Genomic DNA, 3,098 nt, shown 5'->3' on the forward strand with positions numbered 1-3,098 from the left:
TCCAGGCCCGGCCGCGTCGTCTCCAGTTCGGCGACGGCGGCATTGGCCGCCCACCAGCGCCGGGCCGGCGCCGCATCCCACAGCCGCGCCAGAACGGCCAGGCGGGCCTCCCGGTCGGAGGCCGGCAGGCAGCGGGCCAGCCCCTGCAGCGCGCCGGCGTGCTCGCTGCTGCGCTGCAGGGCGCCTCGTACAGGGGGCGCACATCGGCGGCGGGGTCCAGCTGGCGCAGCAGCGTGGCCCATTCCACGGTTTCGTCGGCGTTGTGGCGGGTCGCGCTGGCTTTCAGCGCCTCGGCCCGTTCGCGCACCCGGGTCAGCCAGGCGTGGTGCTCCTTCCAGCCGGTGGCGTTTTCCTGGCACCACAGGCGGTCGAAATGGTCGATCCAGCGCTGCGGATCGCGGCCCAGCAGCGACAGGGCGCCGCGGCGCGATCCCTCGGGCAGGGCAGGCCGCGCACCGGTGAGCGCCTCGACCCGGTCGCGCAGCACCGGGTGGGTGTCGTCCACGCCGCTGATGCGCCGCACGGCCTGGCGCAGCGCCTCGTGGGCGAAGCCGGCCTCGACCGGCATCGCCAGCAGGCGTCGCAGGGCGCCGTAGGGACCCACCGGCAGCGGGTGGGCCACGGCCGTGCGCCAGTGCCCGGGCCAGAACTCGTCCGCCAGCCAGGCGGCCTTGATCTCGATCTCGGCCAGCGCAGCGGCCGCCACGTCGGGGCCCAGCAACCGGCCGGCGATGCGGTCCGCCTCGTATTCGTCCTGGCGCGCCAGGGCGAACGTCCGCGCGGCGAAGCGCGGGAAGTACCAACGCAGGAAGGCCTGCGTGGCCGCCGCCACCGGCCCGCTGCCATCGCGCAGGCCCTCGTGCAGGCGCAGCCAGCCCAGCCGCGTGCGGTAGATCCAGGCGGTGAATTGGCCGTGGCCACCGCGCAGGTGGCCATATTCGTGCGCCAGCACGGCCATCAGGCGCGGCTTGTCCAGCGCCATGACGAGCGGCAGGCCGATGGTGAGGTGGTTGACCGCGCCGCCGAACAGGCCCCAGCGCGGCGTCTGCCGGATGCTGGCGTTGAAGTCGCCGTCCAGGTACACGCCGTGCAGCGCCGGGCCCTTGACCTTGGTGCGGATGCGCTCCAGCGCCTCGAACAGGCCGGGCGCATCGGCCGCCGTGATGGGCAGGCCATCGGGCGCATCGATGCGCACCCAGAGCGCGCGCAGGCAGGTCCACAGCAGGCCGCCCGCCCCGAGCACCACCCACACGTAGGCCACGCGAAAGCGGCCATGCCACAACTGGGGCAACACCCAGGCCAGCAGCCCCGCCGACAGCAGCAGGCAACCCACCACCCAGGCGTACCCCAGGGCAGCGAAAGCGGCGACACTGCGCCGGTACGCGCTGGAGTCTTCAGCGCTCGCGTGCTCGCTCATGCGCACCATGTGAACGAAATCCGCCTGGTCCATGTCCCGCCATCCCCCGTTTGCCAATCCCCTATCGTATCCATGACCGACGACCTTCCCGCCCTGCGCCCCACCCCGCCCGGCCTCTATCGCCACTACAAGGGCCTGCTGTACGAGGTGATCGACACCGCGCGCCACAGCGAGACGCTGGAGCCCATGACGCTGTACCGCGCGCTCTACGGCGAGCGGGGGCTGTGGGTGCGGCCCGCCGCGATGTTCGAGGAAACCGTGGTGATCGACGGACGGGCGCAGCCGCGCTTCCAGCGGGTGTAGGCATCGCCGGAAGCCGTGCCCGCGGCCAAGCCATAGAAGTGCCGAACGCCCTAGATCCGATTGCCTTTGTAGCTATTATTTTTATAGCAAATTAATTCTAATCCGTTGCAATACGCCAGCTTCGTATGGGCCACGGCGCGTTCGTGCGGCAAAGCGAATTCCACTGCACCAGGAACACCATCCTGTTTCATCCTCTGGTCTGTGCCAGTTGAAACGAAGGTCTGGTCCGTGAAATTTTCCAAACTGCTGCCGCACTCCCGTCCCACTCCGAACGCGGCCCCGTCGACCTCGCCCGGGAAAACAGTGGGTACGGCGCCCAAAGCCAGCAGCAGCCACGGCGGTGGCGGCCTGCTGTCCGGCCTGGTGGGGCGCCATTCCAGGCCACAAACGACGCCCCGGCCGCGCCAGCCGCTGGACGGCACTGCCAGCCAGCGGGCGTCCGACGTGGCCTCCGCCATCCGCTACATGAACGCGAGCGCGGGACCGGCCTTTACCGCCCCGCTCCCCCGCCCCGCAGCGGAACCGCCGGCGGCGCAAGCCCCTTCCGGGGCGCACCCGGAGATCCGGCAGGAGCCGCCGCCCGCAGCGCAGCCCGTACCGGATTCGGCACACGCCGAGGAGATCCAGACCGACGAGAGCCCCGAGGTGCAAGCCGCGATGGCCCGACTGCAAGGCCGGACCCTGTTCACCATCGCCGAAGAGCCCGAGTTGGAGGCACAAGCGACGAGGGTCACCCTGCAGGATCTGTTCGATGCCGAGGACAAGGCGCGGGCCCAGGCACAGGCCAAGGCCCAGGCCAAGGCGCAAGCCCGCTTGCCGACCGCGGCGGCGGCCACCACCGCGCCGGCGCATGCCCCCTCCGGGGGAATCGCGCAGCGGCTGCGCCATTTCTTCCAACGGTCTTAGCCGGAGCGGGGCGACGCGGGCCATCCCCTGCCGGCCCCCCGCCAGAGCAATTCGATGCGCCGACGTGCCAGCGCCAGAAGGTTGATTGCCTCCGCAGCTATTGTTTTTATAGCAAACGCATTGCCTGGCCGTCCCCGTTCCCGTCCCCGCGCGGCAGCGTGACGGTGGCAACCAGACCGCCGCCTGGCGCATTGCCCAGCTGCAGGCTGCCGCCGTGGCGCTGCGCGATGTCGTGTGCGATCGACAGCCCCAGGCCCACGCCGCCGCTGTGCCGGTTGCGCGAGCCCTCCACGCGGTAGAAGGGCTGCATCACCCGGTCCAGCTCCTGCTCGGGCAGGCCGGGCCCGTGGTCGCGCACGGCGATGCGCACCGCGGCGCCATCGTCGCTCAGCGTGATCTCGGCGCCGCCGCCGTAGCGCACGGCGTTGCCCACCAGGTTGCCGATACAGCGGCGCAGCGCGCCCACCCGCGC

At 71.4% G+C, this 3,098-nt stretch carries 3 protein-coding genes and 1 pseudogene; 2 read left to right on the plus strand and 2 right to left on the minus strand.

The features are described from left to right. A pseudogene (locus tag AC27IO_RS22245) lies at positions 1–1,450 on the minus strand (M48 family metallopeptidase); the annotation flags it as partial. Between the two features lie 39 nt (positions 1,451–1,489). On the opposite strand from AC27IO_RS22245, the gene AC27IO_RS22250 reads away from it, so the two are divergent. Then, positions 1,490–1,720 (plus strand): DUF1653 domain-containing protein, encoded by a 231-nt coding sequence (locus AC27IO_RS22250; RefSeq protein WP_498740808.1) that lies wholly within the window; start codon positions 1,490–1,492, stop codon positions 1,718–1,720. Positions 1,721–1,948: 228 nt separating this feature from the next. Next, complete coding sequence (locus AC27IO_RS22255) at positions 1,949–2,626, plus strand: hypothetical protein (protein WP_498740809.1); 678 nt, start codon at positions 1,949–1,951, stop codon at positions 2,624–2,626. Between the two features lie 106 nt (positions 2,627–2,732). Here the strand turns inward: AC27IO_RS22255 and AC27IO_RS22260 are convergent. Next, the coding region (locus tag AC27IO_RS22260) for a sensor histidine kinase (protein ID WP_498740811.1) at positions 2,733–3,098 on the minus strand (366 nt) is incomplete at its 5' end.

The sequence above is a fragment of the Acidovorax sp. KNOB132 genome (genome assembly GCF_057541515.1).